Annotated in this window: 18 protein-coding genes; 2 read left to right on the plus strand and 16 right to left on the minus strand. The window is 66.7% G+C overall.

The window, feature by feature from the left end:
* Positions 1-16: 16 nt before the first annotated feature.
* The 5 genes from WKB88_RS06605 to WKB88_RS06625 all read right to left on the minus strand — a co-directional run bounded on the left by WKB88_RS06605 (position 17) and on the right by WKB88_RS06625 (position 4,434).
* The gene (locus tag WKB88_RS06605) at positions 17-880 is read right to left on the minus strand and encodes a hypothetical protein (protein ID WP_341393755.1); all 864 of its coding nucleotides are present in this window, start codon (positions 878-880) and stop codon (positions 17-19) included.
* A gap of 98 nt (positions 881-978) precedes the next feature.
* Positions 979-2,244: a lytic transglycosylase domain-containing protein gene (locus tag WKB88_RS06610; protein ID WP_341393756.1), complete on the minus strand. Its 1,266-nt coding sequence runs from the start codon at positions 2,242-2,244 to the stop codon at positions 979-981.
* Between the two features lie 99 nt (positions 2,245-2,343).
* The gene (locus WKB88_RS06615) at positions 2,344-2,928 is read right to left on the minus strand and encodes a regulatory protein RecX (protein WP_341393757.1); all 585 of its coding nucleotides are present in this window, start codon (positions 2,926-2,928) and stop codon (positions 2,344-2,346) included.
* A gap of 6 nt (positions 2,929-2,934) precedes the next feature.
* Positions 2,935-3,990, minus strand: coding sequence for a recombinase RecA (gene recA / locus WKB88_RS06620; protein ID WP_341393758.1), 1,056 nt, complete (start codon positions 3,988-3,990; stop codon positions 2,935-2,937).
* 222 nt (positions 3,991-4,212) lie between these two features.
* On the minus strand, positions 4,213-4,434 hold the full coding sequence (locus WKB88_RS06625; RefSeq protein WP_341393759.1) for a DUF3046 domain-containing protein: 222 nt from the start codon (positions 4,432-4,434) through the stop codon (positions 4,213-4,215).
* Positions 4,435-4,591: 157 nt separating this feature from the next.
* On the opposite strand from WKB88_RS06625, the gene WKB88_RS06630 reads away from it, so the two are divergent.
* Positions 4,592-5,065, plus strand: coding sequence for a MarR family winged helix-turn-helix transcriptional regulator (locus WKB88_RS06630; protein WP_341393760.1), 474 nt, complete (start codon positions 4,592-4,594; stop codon positions 5,063-5,065).
* A 157-nt stretch (positions 5,066-5,222) separates the two neighbouring features.
* Here the strand turns inward: WKB88_RS06630 and WKB88_RS06635 are convergent, their stop codons facing one another.
* The 6 genes from WKB88_RS06635 to dapA form a co-directional block, all read right to left on the minus strand.
* Positions 5,223-5,648: a helix-turn-helix domain-containing protein gene (locus WKB88_RS06635; protein ID WP_329609235.1), complete on the minus strand. Its 426-nt coding sequence runs from the start codon at positions 5,646-5,648 to the stop codon at positions 5,223-5,225.
* Between the two features lie 151 nt (positions 5,649-5,799).
* Positions 5,800-6,288, minus strand: a complete 489-nt coding sequence (locus WKB88_RS06640) for a CinA family protein (protein ID WP_341393761.1) — start codon at positions 6,286-6,288, stop codon at positions 5,800-5,802.
* Complete coding sequence (gene pgsA / locus WKB88_RS06645) at positions 6,285-6,887, minus strand: CDP-diacylglycerol--glycerol-3-phosphate 3-phosphatidyltransferase (protein ID WP_341393762.1); 603 nt, start codon at positions 6,885-6,887, stop codon at positions 6,285-6,287. Before pgsA ends, WKB88_RS06640 begins: the two co-directional genes overlap by 4 nt.
* A 20-nt stretch (positions 6,888-6,907) precedes the next feature.
* On the minus strand, positions 6,908-9,838 hold the full coding sequence (locus WKB88_RS06650) for an FtsK/SpoIIIE family DNA translocase (RefSeq protein WP_341393763.1): 2,931 nt from the start codon (positions 9,836-9,838) through the stop codon (positions 6,908-6,910).
* A 110-nt stretch (positions 9,839-9,948) separates the two neighbouring features.
* The gene (locus WKB88_RS06655) at positions 9,949-11,640 is read right to left on the minus strand and encodes a ribonuclease J (protein WP_341393764.1); all 1,692 of its coding nucleotides are present in this window, start codon (positions 11,638-11,640) and stop codon (positions 9,949-9,951) included.
* Between the two features lie 6 nt (positions 11,641-11,646).
* Complete coding sequence (dapA, locus tag WKB88_RS06660; protein ID WP_341393765.1) at positions 11,647-12,579, minus strand: 4-hydroxy-tetrahydrodipicolinate synthase; 933 nt, start codon at positions 12,577-12,579, stop codon at positions 11,647-11,649.
* A gap of 107 nt (positions 12,580-12,686) precedes the next feature.
* On the opposite strand from dapA, the gene WKB88_RS06665 reads away from it, so the two are divergent.
* Entirely contained in the window at positions 12,687-13,853 is a 1,167-nt protein-coding gene (locus WKB88_RS06665; RefSeq protein ID WP_341393766.1) for a heparan-alpha-glucosaminide N-acetyltransferase domain-containing protein, read from the plus strand.
* Between the two features lie 74 nt (positions 13,854-13,927).
* Here the strand turns inward: WKB88_RS06665 and WKB88_RS06670 are convergent, their stop codons facing one another.
* Genes WKB88_RS06670 through moaC form a run of 5 tightly spaced genes read right to left on the minus strand, consistent with a single transcriptional unit; the run spans position 13,928 to position 16,648 of the window.
* A complete protein-coding gene (locus tag WKB88_RS06670; protein WP_341393767.1) occupies positions 13,928-14,392 on the minus strand; it encodes a hypothetical protein in 465 nt (154 codons plus the stop codon).
* An 8-nt stretch (positions 14,393-14,400) separates the two neighbouring features.
* A complete protein-coding gene (gene dapB, locus WKB88_RS06675; RefSeq protein ID WP_341393768.1) occupies positions 14,401-15,159 on the minus strand; it encodes a 4-hydroxy-tetrahydrodipicolinate reductase in 759 nt (252 codons plus the stop codon).
* Between the two features lie 16 nt (positions 15,160-15,175).
* Complete coding sequence (locus tag WKB88_RS06680) at positions 15,176-15,664, minus strand: molybdenum cofactor biosynthesis protein MoaE (protein ID WP_341393769.1); 489 nt, start codon at positions 15,662-15,664, stop codon at positions 15,176-15,178.
* Positions 15,654-16,163 carry a MogA/MoaB family molybdenum cofactor biosynthesis protein gene (locus WKB88_RS06685; protein ID WP_445818880.1) on the minus strand — a complete coding sequence of 170 codons (510 nt, stop codon included), beginning with the start codon at positions 16,161-16,163 and terminating at the stop codon, positions 15,654-15,656. Before WKB88_RS06685 ends, WKB88_RS06680 begins: the two co-directional genes overlap by 11 nt.
* On the minus strand, positions 16,160-16,648 hold the full coding sequence (gene moaC, locus WKB88_RS06690; protein WP_341393770.1) for a cyclic pyranopterin monophosphate synthase MoaC: 489 nt from the start codon (positions 16,646-16,648) through the stop codon (positions 16,160-16,162). Before moaC ends, WKB88_RS06685 begins: the two co-directional genes overlap by 4 nt.
* Positions 16,649-16,678: the final 30 nt, after the last annotated feature.

Consider the following 16,678-nt stretch of genomic DNA (forward strand, 5'->3'; position numbering starts at 1 on the left):
CCTTCTGTGTGCAGGTCTAGTACCAGTTGTTGGCGTAGTGGAAGTTCAGTGCACCGCAGGGGCTTCCGTAGCGGGACTCTATGTAGCCCAGGCCCCAGTTGATCTGCGTTTTGTAGTTGGTCAGATAGTCCGGTCCCGAGGATGCCATTTTTTCAGCCGGAAGCGACTGGACAATGCCGTAGGCACCGCTGCTGGCGTTGGTCGCACTGGTCATCCAGTTGGACTCCTTCTCCCAGAGCGTGTTCAGGCAGGTCATTTCCGACGCGGCCCAGCCGTGGCCGGCAAGGGCCGAGGCAGCGTAAGCCTTGGCACCGGCAGGATCATCCACGGGTACGGAGGCTGCGGCGGCTTCAGCGGCAGCGGCCTCCTCGGCGGCACGGGCAGCAGCAGCCGCATCAGCCGCAGCCTGAGCTGCTGCTTCCTGCTCGGCCGCCGCGCGGGCCTGATCTTCTGCGGCCTTCGCTTCCGCGGCAGCCGCTTCCGCAACCCGTGCTTCTTCAGCCGCGGCTGCCTCAGCCACCCGCGCTTCTTCCGCTGCGCGGTCATCGTCGGCCGCCCGGTTCTCTTCGGAGGCCTTCGCCTCTGCCGCGGCTTCCGCTTCCGCCCCGGCCCCGGACTCGTCTCCCGGCCCGGCCGTCTCCGTAGGTGCAGGGGTCTGATCGGAGCTGTCATCCGAGGTTGCGCCGGAGATCGGCGAAGCCAGGCTCACGAGACCTGCGCGCAGCTGGTCGTTTTGCACGGAAGCCCCTGCAACACCGAAGAAGACCAGAGCTCCGGCAGCAGCCACGGCCCCGACGCGGAGCTGGCGGGTGCGGCGGGAGCGCCGGCGTTCCTGGGTAATTTCGCGTCGCCCGGGGGCGTTCTTGTGGGAGGAAGTCATAGGACCGAGACCCTACCGGCGGATTCTGGCCGCGGTCTCAGCTTCGTAACGATCTGGTTGACAGGCGTGTTGCGTCACGCTTTAATGACCCGGCCCTGTTAGTACCAGTTCACATCCTCGGAATGCTGCCACGCCGCACAGGGGCTGCCGTAGCGTGCTGCAATGTATCCCAGACCCCACTCAATCTGGGTCCGGTAACTGGTCCGCCAGTCGGCCCCGGCGGTGGCCATCTTGTCTCCGGGCAATGACTGCGGGATGCCGTAGGCGCCGCTGTACGGGTTGTTGGCGCTGGTTCGCCAGCCCGACTCACGCTGCCACAGGTTGGCCAAGCAACGCTGCTGGTCCTGCCCCCACCCAAAGGCTCCCAACCGGCCGGCTGCATAGGCCTGGGCACCGGCCGGATCATCGATGGGACCGGGAGCGGGCGCGGGCGGAGGCTGCGGGGCTGGCGGTGCCGGAGAGACAGGTGGGACTGGAGGGGCAGGTTTGGGCTGTGGGACTTGGGGAGCGGGTGTGGGAATTATCACCGGAGCGGGTCCCGTTTCCACCGGCGGCGGAGTGATTCCCCCGCGGTTCCCGGAGTCGTTTTCCCTCTGCCGGTCTGCCTCGCGTGCGGCTTCTTCGGCTTCCCGTGCTACCTGCTGCTCGCGGTAGTCCTCCTCGGCCTGCAGCCCGCGCAACCGCTCCTCTTCGAGCTGAACGCTCGTGTTCCGCAGGGCTGCGAGCTGCGCCAACAGGACCGCGCTGCGCTCTTCCTGTTCCCGGACCGCGGCGTCGGCGGCGGCCGCGGCGGCTTCGGCATCACGGGCCAGCTGCAGCGATTTGGCGGCGGCTTCCTCCCGGGCTTCCCCTGCCGCAGCCTCGCGGTCTTCAAGGCTGCGCAGCACATTGGCGGCAGCCGCGGCTTCAGCCTGCAGCTGGCCGGTGCGCCCGCTTATTCCCTGCAGGGTGGTGAGGCGGTCCATGGCGCCCACTGCCGCATCTGCATCCAGGAGCATCAGCAGGCTGGAGTCCATGCCGCCGGTTTTGTAGGTCTGCGCCGCCAGGGCTCCCATCTGATCGGAAAGCCCGCGCGCCGATGCCGCTGCTTGGGCCCGTTGAACGGAGAGGACTTCGAGGGCCCTTTTGGTGGTTTCAGCTTCCGCCGCGGCCCTCTGATGATCCGCAGAGGCCTGCACCGCCGTGTTTCCCAGGCGCCCCGCGTCGCCGGACAGTTCCCCCAGAAGTGCTTCTATCTCGGCGGACTGCCCTTCCGTGGCTGCCACGCTCGCCTTGGCCTGTTCCACCTCTTCCCAGGAAGGAAAGTCTGCCGCATCGGCGGGCACGGCAGTGAGGACCGCGGCGGCGAGCACCCCGGTCAGCATCACGGATCCCCAGGAAACAAGACTTAACTTCTTCCCCGGCAGCAACATTGACAACATCGGGGTTTAGCCTACGCCACACGGCGGATTATCCCTACGGTTCTACCAATCGTCTTCGGGCTGCTGCTCAAGCACCTCACCGATGACCTCGTTGACCACCCGATAGCCCACCGACGGGGAATATCCCTTGCGTGCCAGCATGGACACCAGACGCCTCGCCTGTTTGTCACGGGCGGCCCGGTCCGTCAGGTCAACGGAGTGCTGGAGCTTGCGGCCGGCCAGGGCGCGCGCTGATTCCAGTTCGTCCTCGTCGCTGACCTGTTCGAGCGCCTCCTCGGCCAAGTCGCCGGTGATTCCCTTCTCAGAGAGTTCACGCTTCAGCGCACTTCTGGCGAGCGACTTTGTCCGGGACCGGCTGGCCACCCACATGCGGGCGAATTCAGCGTCATCAATAAGCTGAACTTCCTCAAAGCGGTCCAGCACCGCTTCGATGACGTCATGGGGGATGTCCTTCTCAGCCAGCTTCACCGCGAGCTGGCGGCGGCTTTTCGGTGCGCTGGTCAGCTGGCGCAGGACAATGTTACGGGCCGTGCCGTAGGGATCGCGTTCCCGCTCCCCCGGCTGCACGGCAACGGGTTCCCCGGAATGACTTTCCGTACCGGGAAACCCGCTGTTGTGCTGCTGCATGGCGGCCTAGGCGTCCTTCGGAACGGCCTTGAGTTTCTTCGGGTCGGCCGGAGCTTCTTCGGCGGGACCGTCAATGCCCAGCTTTTCGCGCAGGCGGCGTTCCAGTTCATCGGTCAGCTCGGGATTATCCCGCAGGAACTTGCGGGCGTTCTCCTTGCCCTGGCCCAGCTGGTCGCCGTCGTAGGTGAACCAGGCGCCGGACTTCTTCACGAAGCCGTGCTCCACGCCCATGTCGATCAGCCCGCCCTCGCGGGAGATGCCGGTGCCGTAGATGATGTCGAACTCGGCCTGCTTGAACGGCGGGGCCATCTTGTTCTTGACGATCTTGGCACGGGTGCGGTTACCGACAGGCACCGTACCCTCCTTGAGCGTTTCAATCCGTCGGACGTCGATGCGCACGGAGGCGTAGAACTTCAGCGCCTTGCCGCCGGTGGTGGTTTCCGGGCTGCCGAACATGACGCCGATCTTCTCGCGAAGCTGGTTGATGAAGATGGCGGTGGTGTTGGTGTGGCTCAGGCGTCCGGCAATCTTCCGGAGGGCCTGGCTCATAAGCCGTGCCTGAAGGCCCACGTGGCTGTCGCCCATGTCGCCTTCGATTTCCGCCCGGGGCACCAGGGCTGCCACGGAGTCAATGACGACCACGTCAACGGATCCGGAGCCAATCAGCATGTCCATGATTTCCAGCGCCTGCTCGCCGGTGTCCGGCTGGGAGACCAGGAGGGAGTCCGTGTCGACGCCGAGACGGGCGGCGTAAATCGGGTCCAGGGCGTGCTCGGCGTCAATGAACGCGGCAATGCCGCCGTTCTTCTGTGCGTTGGCCACTACGTGAAGCGCCAGGGTGGTCTTACCCGAGGATTCAGGACCGTAGATCTCCACCACGCGGCCGCGGGGAAGCCCTCCGATGCCGAGGGCGAGGTCAAGGGCGATCGAACTGGTGGAGATGGTCTCCGCCGGAGCACGGACCTCGTCTCCGAGCCGCATGATCGAGCCCTTGCCGTACTGCTTATCGATCTGGGCCAGCGCTGCTTCAAGAGCCTTTGCGCGGTCGACTGCTGCTGCCATTCTTCACCTCGGTTGTTTGATTTTTGCTTGGCCCGAAGGCCGGGTGTCCTGCTCACCTACGACCATATGCGGCGGCACTGACAAAACAGCGGAGCGGGTTGCTGTGGGGATATCAGGGGTAGTTTGGCGGTCGTTTTGCCCTTGTGTAGGAGCATATCCGCACCCGAACAGATATTCGAATTCCGAACACCGGCGTGTCCGTTATTCCCTTCCGCGCGCCGGCTACTTTTTGGGGGCGATATCCCGGCCCAGGCGGCGTTCGGGCGGCACGTCCTGGACATCGCAGACCGCAAGCCACACTGTCTTGGGCTCAATCCCGCCGCCGAGTGCCTCGGCTGCGGTCTTGCCGCCGAGGGAACCCAGCACCAGGTCGGAGGCCAGCACCCGGGAGTAGGCCGGGCCAAACTCGTCGTCCATCAGCCGCCAGAAATCACTAAGTCGCATCGCTTAATCTTCTCACGGCCGCGGCACCGGCGAACGGCGCCCGCCATCCCCGGGAGGAAATCGGCGCCTTCCGGGGCGGACGCCCCCGCCCCGGGACCGTGGCGCCGTCGGCACCCCCGCCATCGGCCCGGCAGGTGCCGGGCCCTAGAATGGAACCATGACCGAGCAGGCATCCTCCCCCCGCCCCCGGCAGCATGAAGCCGCCATCGAGACGCTGGAGCATGCCCTCTCCGTGCTGTGGCGCCGTGCGCGGTCCAATTCGCACAAGGTGGCGCGCGAGGTGCACCCGGACATGGAGCCGGCAGCCTACGGCCTGCTGTTGCTGCTTCAGCAGCAACAGGCCATGCGCCTGACCGACATCGCGGCCAGCATAGGCATCGGCAAACCGTCCATCAGCCGGCAGATCGTCATGCTCGAGAGCCTCGGCCTTGTGCAGAAGCATGCCGATCCCCAGGACGGCCGGGCGCAGGCTATTTCCCTGACTCCGGCCGGGGCTCAGGCGCTGGCCCGCACCCAGGCAGCACGCAAGGATCTCTTCCGCACGCTGCTGGATGGCTGGGATGACGAGGAGCTGGTGCAGCTGGGATCGCTGCTGACGAAACTCAACGAATCCTACGCACGGGAACGCTGAGCGGATCCGCCTCCGGCATCCGGGCAGGCCAACGGGCCCGGGGGCGGATTAGTCCGGATGAGCCCGCGCATGAAAAAAGACCCCGCCGTTGCCGGCGGGGTCTTTTTCATCATGCGGAGGCATGCCGTCCTGGTGCGGCGGCGTGCCCGATGTAGGTCTACGGTGTGCGGGCCAGATCCCGCGCCATGTCATCCGGAAATTCGCGGGCAAACTCGCGCGAGAATTCGGATGGAACGGTGTCGGGTATGGCGATGCCTTCTGCGCTCGCCACCCGGTCGCTGACCTCACGAAGCATCAGAGACAGGGGCACATCCAGCGCGGTGCAGATCGAGGAGAGAAGTTCCGACGAGGCTTCCTTCTGTCCCCGCTCCACCTCGCTGAGGTAGCCAAGGGAAACGCGCGCGCTGTGCGAGACCTCGCGCAGGGTACGACCCTGACGCTGACGGACATCGCGCAGTACGTCGCCAATTTCATGACGAAGAACAACCATTTTGCGCTCCTTTGGCTCCCGGCGTGCATCTTCCGCCAACCCTACATCCCGCCAGCGAATAACGCCGTTCACGGATACGGGTTGCTTAACCATCTGTATCGTCCTGCTCCTTATATGGTCCGGCTGCGGCTTCACCGCAGCTATCTAAAGATCGTAGTTCGGAAACCTTGGCGGTTCCTGATACTAACAACTGAGCGCCGCCGGGTTTTGTTCCCGGCACCGTTCGCACGTTCCTGATGCCCTATTAACGTCTGTCCCTAAGGACCCGGGCAAGCATTGACAGTGCTTCGTCGCAGGCCTGCCCTCGGATGGCTGCCCTGTCCCCCGAAAAGAAAAATTCCCGGACTGTGGTCCGCTCCGGAGCGGCCACCGCGATAAACACGCAGCCCACAGGCTTGCCGTCATGCGGTTCGGGGCCTGCAGCACCTGTGGTCGCAACACCGATATCCGCCCCCAGGACCCGCTGTGCACCCTCGGCCATCTGCTTGGCGACCTCGGCGTCGACGGATCCCGCAGTCGCCAGCAGGTCGCCGTCGACCCCCAGGACTTTTTTCTTCACAAAGTTGGCGTACGCGACCACACCGCCGAGCAGCACCGCGGAAGCTCCGGGTACGGCTCCCAGTCCGGCAGCCACCAGGCCGGCGGTGAGTGACTCGGCGGTAGCAACCGTAAGCCCCGCCGCGGCTGCGGCCGCTACCACTGCCGGCGCATCAGCGGTGCCGGCCGAACTCACCGGCTGCCCGGATTCTGCAGGGCCCGGCGGCGCAGCTTCACGGCCTGGATGATGTAGTCCACCCCCGTCACCACGGTGATGACGACGGCGGCCGCCATAACGACTGCGCCGATCCACCAGGCCCAGGCGCCCAGCCATGCGGTCAGCGGCAGGAGCAGAAGGAAGATGGCCAGGGTCTGAACGACCGTCTTGAGCTTGCCGCCGCGGGAGGCTGCCATCACGCCGTAGCGGATCACGACGAACCGGAGAACGGTAATGCCGATTTCGCGGACCAGGATCACGATGGTTACCCACCACCACAGCTCGCCCAGCGCGGACAGCATCACCAGTGCCGACCCGATCAGCAGCTTGTCCGCAATGGGATCGGCGATCTTGCCGAAGTCGGTGATCAGGCCGCGGCTGCGGGCCAGGTCGCCGTCGAGCTTGTCAGTGTAGATGGCCACTGCAAAAGTCGCCACCGCGAGCCAGCGGTACAGTCCGTCCCGCCCGTCGTCGGACAGGAGCAGCCAGATAAACAGCGGAACCATCAGGATCCTGATGACCGTCAGCACGTTGGCGATGTTCAGGACGGGGACATTCCCGGAAGAAGAGTTGCTCACTGTTCCAGCCTAACGCCGAATCAGCGCCCGGTTAGATTCCAGGCGTCCTCTGAACCGTCTTCCTCACCCTCGGCATCGCGGTCGTAATACTCGGTGGACTGCTTGCGGCTCTCCAGGTCCTGGGCCACAAGGTCCACCGGCCCCTCCGGCTCGAAGCCGTGGTTGACGTTGGCGTTCTCGGCCAGCGCCGCCGTCTCGGCAGCTCCGGGCCCGTTGGCTGCCTCTCCCCCGCTGATCGCGGCCAGCGTGGCGGCCAGATCGTCCGGCTTCACCATGACGTCGCGGGCCTTGGAGCCCTCGGAAGGCCCGACGACACCGCGGGATTCCAGCAGGTCCATCAGGCGGCCCGCCTTGGCGAAACCGACGCGCAGCTTGCGCTGGAGCATGGACGTGGAACCGAACTGCGTGGTGACCACAAGTTCGGTGGCCTGCAGCAGCAGGTCCATGTCGTCGCCGATATCGTCTTCGATCTGCTTCTTGGGTGCGGTGACCGTGACGTCGTCGCGGTACACGGCACCGAGCTGGCCCTTGACGTGCTCCACCACGCGGTGGATTTCCGACTCAGTCACCCAGGCACCCTGGACGCGGATGGGCTTGTTGGCGCCCATCGGCAGGAACAGTGCGTCACCCTGGCCCAGCAGTTTTTCGGCACCGGGCTGGTCCAGGACCACGCGTGAGTCGGTGACCGAGGAGGTTGCGAACGCCATGCGCGAGGGCACGTTGGCCTTGATCAGGCCGGTGACGACGTCGACGGAGGGACGCTGCGTAGCCAGGACCAGGTGGATGCCGGCAGCGCGGGCGAGCTGGGTGATGCGAACGATGGAGTCTTCGACGTCGCGCGGCGCGACCATCATCAGGTCGGCGAGCTCATCGACGATCACCAGCAGGTACGGATAGGCCCGGACAACGCGCTTGGAGCCGGCCGGCGGAATGACCTTGCCCAGCTTGACGGCCTTGTTGAAGTCATCGATGTGCTTGAAGCCGAAGTTGGCCAGGTCGTCATAGCGGGTGTCCATTTCGCGGACCACCCACTGCAGCGCCTCGGCGGCCTTCTTCGGGTTGGTGATGATCGGGGTGATCAGGTGCGGCACCCCTTCATACGCGGTCAGTTCCACGCGCTTGGGGTCCACCATCACCATGCGTACCTCATCCGGGGTGGAGCGCATCAGGATGGAGGTGATCATGGAGTTTACGAACGAGGACTTACCGGCACCGGTGGCGCCGGCCACCAGGAGGTGGGGCATCTTGGCCAGGTTGGCGACCACGAAGCCGCCCTCCACGTCCTTGCCCACGCCCATGACCATGGGATGTTCGGTCTTGCGGGCGGCGTTGGAGCGCAGCACGTCTCCCAGTGCAACAACTTCCTTGTCCGCGTTCGGGATTTCGATGCCGATGGCGCTCTTGCCCGGGATGGGCGAGAGGATGCGCACGTCCGAGGACGCAACGGCGTAGGAAATGTTCTTGGACAGGGCGGTGACCCGCTCCACCTTGGTGCCCGGTGAGAGCTCGATTTCGTAGCGTGTGACCGTCGGTCCGCGGCTGAAGCCGGTGACGTGCGCTTCGACCTTGAACTGGTCCAGCGTGTTGGTCAGGGCCTCGACGACGGCGTCGTTGGCTTCGGAGCGTTCCTTGGCCGGCGGTCCGGCGGGCAGGAACTCGGAGGGCGGCAGCGTGTAGGTCACGTCGCCGGAGAGCTGCAGCTGTTCGGTGCGCTGCGGGATGGGCGTGGCCGGGGTGAGGTTGCGGACCGTGCGTGCCGGAACCGGCGGCACGGCGGGAACCGGGGGCAGTCCGTCCGGGACGGGCAGGTCGGCGGCGGCTTCCGGAACCATGCTGATGGCTTCGGTGGGCGGCTCGGCGCCGTCGAACCCGCCGGCCGGCAGGCCCTGGGCGCGGCGGATCTTCTGGGTTGCCAGTTCGGACCGGGTGGGCCGGCGCACGCCCGGCGGAATGGCCGGTTCCGCCGCCGCGGCGGCGGCACTGGCTTCCTCGTCTTCGTCGGCCAGGACGGCACGCTCGAAGGCCTCGTCGCCGGCGAATCCTTCGGCGGGAAGATCGTCCTCGGCTTCGGAATTGCGGCCGAACATCCGCGACTTCTTTTTCGGGGTCTTGGCAGCCTTTGCGGCCCGCTGGTCCCGCTCGTACAGGTAGCTCTGGTCGTGCGCCTCGGGGTCGTCCGGGGCAAGGTCCTGGCCCATCAGGTGTTCGTACAGGGCGCGCAGGCGCAGCGGGATGTGACGGAACGGCGTGGCCGTGATGATGAGCAGGCCAACGAAAACCAGGAACCCCAGCAGGATGGCCACCGGCCACGTGGTCAGCGCCGCGGACAGCGGGCCGGCCACCAGGAAGCCGACAATGCCTCCGGAGGCCCAGAGCCGGTCGAAGCCGTCCGAGAGTGCGGGCGAGCCGCCCACTATGTGCGTGATGCCGGAACCGGCGAAAAGGACCAGGACCAGGCCAATGCTGATGCGGCTGTTGGCGTGGTGGCGTTCGGGGTAGCGGAAGAGCCGGACGGCGCCGGTCAGGAGCATGAAGGGAACGACGACGGCCATCCAGCCGAAGGTGCCGGCCGCGCCGGCATGGATGATGTCCGCCACCGGGCCGCGCAGTGCCCACCACTCGACCGTGGCCACGGCCAGTGCGGTGAGGATCAGGAAGAAGCCGGTGCCGTCGCGGCGGACGTCCCGGTCGGGAACGACGTCGGCGCCCAGCTTGCGGATTCCGGCGCCGGCCAGGCGGGCCATCCCCATCCAGGCCCCCTGGATGGCGCGCAGCGGCAGCGGCACCTGCTCGGCGTCGGCCTGCGCTTTTGCGCCTGCCCCGGAGCGGCCGGTGGCCTTGCCCCGCGGCTGGGTTTTGCCGGCGGATTTTCCTGTGGTGCCCCCGGTGTTCCGGCTGGTGCTCCGGCCGGAAGCAGAGCCGCGTGCGGCAGGGGAAGTACGAGTGGCCATAGCCTCCACGGTACCCGATGGGGCCGGGCAAGCCGCGGATTTACGCGGTCTGCCCGGCCCCGGGAATACCTGTTGCGCCCCTGCCCGGCCTGCGCCGGAGCCCGCGGGGCTTAGGCCTCGAGGACCACCGGGACGATCATGGGACGCCGGCGCAGGCGCCGGTTGACCCAGGTGCCGACAACCCGGCGGACCACCTGCTGCAGCTGGTAGGTGGTGTGGTCCTTGTTGGAAGTGACCGCTTCCTCCAGCGCCTTGCTGATCTTGGGCTTGATTTCGTCAAACACTGCGTCGTCTTCCGCGAAGCCGCGGGCATGGATTTCCGGACCGGAAACGATCGTGCCCGTGCTGCGGTTGACCACGGTGATGACCGAGATGAAGCCTTCCTCGCCGAGGATGACGCGGTCCTTGAGGTCGGTGTCGGTGATCTCCCCGACGCTGGAGCCGTCCACGTAGACAAACCCGCACTCCACGGCACCCACCACGCGGGCCTTGCCGTCGCGCAGGTCCACCACCGTGCCGTCGTCGGCCAGGATCACGTTCTGCGCGGGGACCCCGGTGGCTTCGGCCAGCTTGCCGTTGGCGATCAGGTGCCGGGTTTCGCCGTGCACGGGCATGGCGTTTTTCGGCTGCAGGATGTTGTAGGTGTAGAGCAGTTCCCCGGCGGAGGCGTGGCCCGAGACGTGGATCTTGGCGTTGCCCTTGTGCACGACGTCGGCGCCGAGCTTCATCAGGCCGTTGATGACCCGGAAAACGGCGTTTTCGTTGCCCGGGATCAGCGAGGAGGCCAGGATCACCGTGTCACCCCGCCCGATGCGGATCCGGTGGTCGCCGTTGGCCATGCGCGAGAGCGCGGCCATGGGCTCGCCCTGGGAACCGGTGGACATCAGAACCAGCCGGTCATCGGGCATGTCGTCCACGTTTTTCAGGTCCACCAGGATCCCGGCGGGCACATTCAGGTATCCCAGCTTCTCTGCGATGGCCATGTTGCGCACCATCGACCGGCCGACGAAGCACACCTTGCGGTTGTGCGCCGCTGCGGCGTCGAGCACCTGCTGCACGCGGTGGATGTGGGAGGAGAAGGACGCCACGATGATGCGCTTCTTCACCTTGCCGAAGAGGGTTTCCAGCACGGGGCCGATTTCGCGCTCGGCGGTGGTGAAACCGGGCACGTCGGCGTTGGTGGAGTCGGCCATGTACAGGTCCACGCCCTCCTCGCCAAGCCGCGCGAAGGCCCGCAGATCCGTGATCCGCCCGTCGAGGGGAAGCTGGTCCATCTTGAAGTCCCCGGTGTGCAGCACGGTGCCGCCGGCGGTCCGGATGAACACGGCCAGGGCGTCCGGAATGGAGTGGTTCACGGCCACGAACTCGCATTCGAAGGGCCCGAACTGTTCCACCTGCCCCTCGGTGACGGTAAAGGTGAACGGCTTGATCCGGTGTTCCTGCAGCTTGGCCTCGATCAGGGCCAGGGTCAGCTGGGAGCCGATCAGGGGAATGTCGTTCTTCAGGCGCAGCAGGTACGGCACCGCACCAATGTGGTCTTCGTGCCCGTGCGTGAGCACTACGCCCACGACGTCGTCGAGCCGGTCCTCAATATAGGAGAAGTCGGGCAGGATCAGGTCCACGCCCGGCTGGGTTTCCTCCGGAAAGAGGACACCGCAGTCCACGATCAGCAGTTTGCCGTCGATTTCGAACACGGCCATGTTGCGGCCGATCTCGCCGAGGCCGCCAAGGGGGACGATCCGGAGGGTGCCCTCCTCCAGGGCCGGCGGAGTGCTGAGCGCGGGAACTGCGGTTTCAGTCATGGTGCTTTAGGCCTTGCCTTCCGTAAGGGTCCGGGAGAAGTCCCATCCGGCCTCGGCCAGATCCGTCAGGACGGTCTCCATTTCGACGGCGTCGGGCGCCACCAGCGGCAGCCGGACGGCGGCGCTGGGAATGGTCCCCTGCAGCTTCAGGATCTGCTTGGCGGAGACGGCCCCGGGAATATGGGTCATGACGGCGCGCACCACCGGGTCCAGTTCGAAGTGGATCCGGCGGGCGGTGGCGAAATCCCCCGCCGCCGCGGCATCCACCAGCGCACGGAATTGCGCCGTGGCCACGTGGGCCGAAACGCTGACGACGCCCACGGCTCCGGCGGCCATCCAGGGCAGGGTCAGGCCGTCGTCGCCGGCGTAGACGTCAAGGGTGGTGTTGGCGATCACCTGAGTGATCGCGGCGAAGTCCGCCTTGGCGTCCTTCAGGGCGGTGACGGCCGGAATGTTGGCGAGGCGGACCATGGTGTCCGTGGAGATGGCAATGCCGGCGCGGCCCGGAATGTCGTAAATCATGATCGGCAGGTCGGTGGCGGCGGCGACGGCTTCGAAGTGCGCAAGGACTCCGGCCTGAGTCGGCTTGTTGTAATACGGCGTCACGACCAGCTGCGCGTCGGCACCGGCGCGGAGCGCGCGGCGGGCCATTTCCACCGAGTGTGAGGTGTGGTTGGTCCCGGTGCCGGCAATGACCTTGGCGCGGCCGCCCACGGTTTCGGCCACAACCCGGAACAGGTCTTCCTTTTCGCTGTCCTCCAGGGTGGAGGTTTCTCCCGTGGTTCCCGAAACCACCAGCCCGTCGCAGCCGTCTTCCACGAGCTTGTTGGCGAGTTTTGCCGTGGCGTCGAAGTCCACGGCTCCGTCCTCGGTGAACGGTGTCACCATGGCGGTGACGAGGGTTCCAAACGGAAGTGCACGAATATCAGAATCAGCCATGGGTAAAACGTTACCCGTTCCCTGCACCGTTGGGACAACGCGGGAGCCACACCGGGGGCCGGAAAGGCACTGCGCGCCCCGGGCGTGTGCTGTGAGACGATCGGTTCATGATCGGACGGCGGCTTACGGGCATCGATGCGGCCCGGGGCATAGCGCTTCTGGGCATGATGGCGACCCATATATTCCCTCTTTACGACGAGCGGACGGGAGACCCCTCCTGGGCCGGCCTCGTGCTCTCGGGGCGCTCTTCGGCACTGTTTGCGGTGGTGGCCGGGATCGGCCTGGCACTGCTCACCGGCGGCAGCCAGCCGCGGTCCGGGCGTGCACTGTCCGCGGACCGGCGCGGCATCGCCGTGCGGGCCCTGATTATCGCCCTGGTCGGCCTGACGCTCGGCGGGCTGGACACCTCCATTGCCATCATCCTGTTCCACTACGGCGTCCTGTTCCTGCTGGCGCTGCCCTTTGTGGGCATGCGGTTGCCCCGGCTCGCATTGTGGGCAGGTGCCTGGCTGCTGCTCTCCCCGGTCCTGGCCTATCTGGTCCGCCCGTGGCTCTACTCGGCCGTCGAGCCGTCAACACTGGACTCGAATGTCAGCTGGGAGGCCTTCCTGCAACCCGGAACCCTGCTGGCGGATGTCTTCTTCACCGGCTTTTATCCGGTGGTGCAGTGGCTGAGTTACCTGCTGATCGGGCTGCTGATCGGACGGCTCCGGCTTTCCGAAGTGTCCGTCCAGGTTGGCCTGGTGACCGCCGGTATTGCCGCTGCGGCCGGCGCGAAGTTCCTGAGCTATTACCTGCTGGTGGACCGGGGCGGCTTTGAGGCCCTGCTGGAAACGAATTCCGGCCGCATCTGGCCCCTTGCCCGGATGATGGAGGTCAACCTCGCCGGAGTGGAACAGACCGGGTCATGGTGGTGGCTGGCGGTGAGCGGTCCGCACTCGGGCACCCCGCTGGATCTGCTGCATACCGCGGGCACCGCAGCCGCCGTCGTCGGGGTATGCCTGCTGCTGACCCGGGCACGGCCGAACCTGCTGCTGCCCCTCTCAGCTGCCGGAGCCATGACGCTGACGCTGTACAGCGTGCATGTCTGGATCATGTCCGTCACCGATGCCCAGCCGGTGCCGCCGGAGCCGGTGTGGCTGTTCTGGATCTCTGCGGTGGCGGCTGCCGGCATCGGCATCGCCTTCACCCGGCTTGGATCACGCGGTCCGCTGGAGACGGTGACCCACGGAGCCTCGCAGCTGGCGCGGCACGGGTCCCTCAGCGGCAAATAAGGGGCTGCTCCCCTGCGAAATGGCAGTAGGTGTCCTTCTCAGGGCTGAGAAGGACACCTGCTGCCATCTCGGGGCTAGGAGGAGTAGAGCTTACCGGCCCGGCGCATGGCGGCACGGGCGCGCTTGCGGTCCCCCGCGGCGTCGTACGCGCAGGAGAGCCGGAACCAGGCACGCCAGGACTGGGGCGCCGCTTCAACCTCGGCCTGGTAGGCGGGGAACTCCGCGTCGGCCGCGTCCCGGATGATCCGGCCCGCGGGGGTGCGCGGCAGGTTGTCCACCGGCAGTCCGCCTTCGTCGGCGAGAATATGGGCCATCTTCTCCGTCCGGCCGCCGAACTGCAGCTCGCGGATCAGGGCCCAGGCCCCGACAATCGGCAGCACCAGGTACGCCGCTCCGAGGGCCTTCGCGCCGAGTTCGTCGGCGGACAGCAGGGTCCAGCCGCGCTGCAGCACAACCACCATGTAGAACACCAGCAGCAGGGTGATCAGCAGGACGCCGATCTTGGCCTTGTTACGGAAAAACCCGGTAAAAAAAGACAACGTGTTCCTTAGGCGTTCAGGTTGAGGTAGCCGTCGAGTCCGACGGTCAGGCCCGGATGGGCAGCAGCTTCCCGCAGGCCCAGCAGGACGCCGGGCATGAAGGATGCCCGGTCAAACGAATCGTGGCGGATGGTCAGCTGCTCGCCGGCGCCGCCCAGCAGCACCTCCTGATGCGCCACCAGCCCGCGCAGCCGGACGGAGTGGACACGGATGCCGTCGATGTCGGCGCCGCGGGCACCGGGCACTTCCTTGACGGTGGCGTCCGGAGAGGGCGCCACCCCCGCTTCCGCACGGGCTTCGGCCATCAGCTGCGCGGTGCGCACGGCAGTTCCCGACGGCGCATCGATCTTGTCCGGATGGTGCAGTTCAATAACCTCCACCGACTCGAAATACCGGGCGGCCTTCGCCGCAAACGCCGAGGCCAGAACCGAACCCAGCGCAAAATTCGGTGCGATCAGCACCGCGGTGCCGGGGTGTTCTTCCAGCAGGGCGGAGAGCCGGGCCAGCCGGTCGGCGTCCCATCCGGTGGTGCCGACGACGGCGTGCATCCCGTGCTCGACGGCGAAGCGGACGTTTGCTTCACTGCTGTCGGGAACGGTCAGGTCAACCACGTATTGGGCACCGGCGGAGACAAGTGTTTCGAGCGAATCGCCGCGGCCGAGGGCGGCCACCAGCTTCAGGTCGGGTGCCGCTTCGACGGCTTTAACGGCTTCGGATCCCATGCGGCCGCCGGCCCCGAGGACCGCTACGGCGAGTTGCTCAGTCATACCCCCAGATTACCGGTCACTGCGGGGCGTCGCTGACACCCACCCACTCGGACGTCCCGTCGCTGAAGCCCTGTTCCTTCCAGATGGGTACCCGCGCCTTGACCGTGTCCACCAGTTCGGAACAGGCCGCGAAGGCGACGCCGCGGTGCGCAGCACCCACTGCGGCCACCAGGGCGGCGTCACCGATCTCGAGCGGACCGGTGCGGTGGCCGACCCAGATCCGCACGCCGTCATGCGCTGCGGCAATCTCGGCCGCGACGTCGGCAATGACCCGCTCGGCGGAGGGGTGGGCGCTGTAGGAGAGGCTGGCGACACCGCGGCCGCCGTCGTGGTTGCGGACAATCCCGCTGAACCCGACCACCGCGCCGCACTCCGGCGACCAGGCCGCGTTGTGCGCGTGCTCGGCGTTCAGCGGCAGGTCAGAGACCGTCGCATTCACGACTTCGGAGGCAACGGAGGCGGCCCCGCCGGGTCCTGTGCCCGGTCCTGCATGCTCAGTGTCCATGGTGTCCCTCCAGCTGTCCGCAGATGTGCCCAATTATCGGTTCCAGCACCGCGAGCCCGTCCGCGACCGCCCCGGGCGAACCCGGAAGGTTCACGACGAACGTCCGCCCTGCAGTGCCCGCATGGCCGCGGCTGATGGCGGCCATCGGCGTCTTGGTGCGGCCGTCTGCGCGCAGGGCTTCCATAACTCCCGGAACTTCACGTTCCAGCAGCGGCAGCGTCTGCTCCGGCGTGCAGTCATCGGGACTCAGCCCGGTGCCGCCGCTGGTGAGGATTACCGCCGGTTCAAGCGCGAGCATGCGGCGCAGCGACTCCCCCACGCCGTCGCCGTCGGGCACCACTTCGGCGAGCACGACGTCGAAGCCCAGCGCGTAGAGCCAGTCCGAGGCCAAGGGCCCGCACTCGTCCTCGTACTCGCCCCGGGCTGCCCGGGTGGAGGCAATCAGGACGGCCGCAGTACGGCGGGGATGCTGGTGCGGGGCCGGCGGCTTCTCAGTCACAGTGTCCAGTCTCCGCTCTTGCCGCCGGATTTGGCGAGGACCTGGATGTCGGTGATGGACGCGTGCTTGTCCACGGCTTTAATCATGTCGTACAGGGTCAGCGCAGCCACGGACGCCGCGGTCAGGGCTTCCATCTCCACACCGGTCACTGCCTTGGTTTTCACGGTGGCCAGGATGACGACGTCGGTGTCCCCGGGTTCAAAGTCCACGGTTACCTTGGTCAGCGGCAGCGGGTGGCACAGCGGAATCAGGGTGGAGGTCTGCTTGGCCCCCATGATCCCGGCGACACGGGAGACGGCCAAAGCGTCCCCCTTGGGCAGGCCGCCCCCGGAGAGAAGCTTCACGACGTCGGCGGTGGTCCGCAGCCGTGCCTGGGCGGTGGCGACGCGCGTGGTTTCGGTCTTGGCGGAGACATCCACCATGTGCGCGGAGCCGTCTTCACGGACGTGGGTGAGCCCGGGCTGCTGCCCGTCGGTGCCGGTCATGAAAAAACTCCGGTCATGAAAGAACTCCTT

The sequence above is a fragment of the Arthrobacter sp. G119Y2 genome (genome assembly GCF_038069765.1).
In the GTDB taxonomy this organism is placed as follows: Bacteria; Actinomycetota; Actinomycetes; order Actinomycetales; family Micrococcaceae; genus Arthrobacter_B.

Coding starts and splice junctions, on each gene's coding strand:
- moaC (WP_341393770.1), bottom strand. CDS start 16,648: ATGACCGGCACCGACGGGCAGCAGCCCGGGCTCACCCACGTCCGTGAA.
- WKB88_RS06655 (WP_341393764.1), bottom strand. CDS start 11,640: ATGACTGAAACCGCAGTTCCCGCGCTCAGCACTCCGCCGGCCCTGGAG.
- WKB88_RS06680 (WP_341393769.1), bottom strand. CDS start 15,664: ATGGACACTGAGCATGCAGGACCGGGCACAGGACCCGGCGGGGCCGCC.
- WKB88_RS06615 (WP_341393757.1), bottom strand. CDS start 2,928: ATGCAGCAGCACAACAGCGGGTTTCCCGGTACGGAAAGTCATTCCGGG.
- WKB88_RS06635 (WP_329609235.1), bottom strand. CDS start 5,648: ATGGTTAAGCAACCCGTATCCGTGAACGGCGTTATTCGCTGGCGGGAT.
- dapB (WP_341393768.1), bottom strand. CDS start 15,159: ATGACTGAGCAACTCGCCGTAGCGGTCCTCGGGGCCGGCGGCCGCATG.
- WKB88_RS06650 (WP_341393763.1), bottom strand. CDS start 9,838: ATGGCCACTCGTACTTCCCCTGCCGCACGCGGCTCTGCTTCCGGCCGG.
- WKB88_RS06630 (WP_341393760.1), top strand. CDS start 4,592: ATGACCGAGCAGGCATCCTCCCCCCGCCCCCGGCAGCATGAAGCCGCC.
- WKB88_RS06610 (WP_341393756.1), bottom strand. CDS start 2,244: ATGCTGACCGGGGTGCTCGCCGCCGCGGTCCTCACTGCCGTGCCCGCC.
- WKB88_RS06605 (WP_341393755.1), bottom strand. CDS start 880: ATGACTTCCTCCCACAAGAACGCCCCCGGGCGACGCGAAATTACCCAG.
- WKB88_RS06625 (WP_341393759.1), bottom strand. CDS start 4,434: ATGCGACTTAGTGATTTCTGGCGGCTGATGGACGACGAGTTTGGCCCG.
- recA (WP_341393758.1), bottom strand. CDS start 3,990: ATGGCAGCAGCAGTCGACCGCGCAAAGGCTCTTGAAGCAGCGCTGGCC.
- dapA (WP_341393765.1), bottom strand. CDS start 12,579: ATGGCTGATTCTGATATTCGTGCACTTCCGTTTGGAACCCTCGTCACC.
- WKB88_RS06665 (WP_341393766.1), top strand. CDS start 12,687: ATGATCGGACGGCGGCTTACGGGCATCGATGCGGCCCGGGGCATAGCG.